At 72.4% G+C, this 711-nt stretch carries 1 pseudogene; it reads left to right on the forward strand.

The features are described from left to right. Positions 1 to 513: 513 nt before the first annotated feature. Positions 514 to 711 (forward strand): annotated as a pseudogene (locus I5M_RS33325) (RluA family pseudouridine synthase); the annotation flags it as partial.

Here is a 711-nt window from a genome sequence, read left to right on the forward strand (position 1 = left end):
TCTTGGAGTGGGGCGGCCTTTGAAGCCTGCGGGCGGGGGGCAGACGTGCTCCGCGCACTCTGGACGCTTCGGGTCGCCGTCCGGGCCCATTACGAGGCTCTGCCACTTGTTAGTTGGCTGGACGCGGCACAGGCGAACGGCGGGAAACCGCCGGGATGAAGCGGTGCGGAGGCATCGTGCCTGCGCCCGGAAGCACGGTCCTGAAGCGAACAAATCGCCACGGTGGAGCGCCGGTTCGGCGTTTCCGCGAACCTTGCCGATGCGTCGGCGAACGGTCCGCGGCCACCTATCCATCAGGCGCGCCGACCGGCGCTCCGCCGCCCCTCACGGGGCGGAGACCACAGCCACAACTCGGGCGCTGGCGCCGCGAGGATGCGGAGGCTTGCGTGAACGGGCCTGCCGCCCCGGATTTCGCTTCGCTGCATCCGGACTACGGGACGTTGCCAGCAACTCCGTCCGTGACCGGCAGCCGCTTTTGCGCTAGGCACGGCGTGATTTCCCCCGGAGCATCCCATGAGCCGCCGCGTCAAGAAACCTCTCGCCAAGCGTGGCCCCGACGGCACGCGCGGCAAGCCCGCGCGCGGTCCGGCGGCCAAGTCGGCGCGGCCGGGCGGGGCGAAAAGCTCCCGGTTCGGCGACAAACAGGGGCGGGCGGCGCGGCCGGGCAAGCCGGGGCCGGGACGGCCGGGACCGAGCGGAGCGGGCCGGCGG

Source organism: Rhodopseudomonas sp. B29 (assembly GCF_000333455.1).
Taxonomy (GTDB): Bacteria; Pseudomonadota; Alphaproteobacteria; order Rhizobiales; family Xanthobacteraceae; genus Rhodopseudomonas.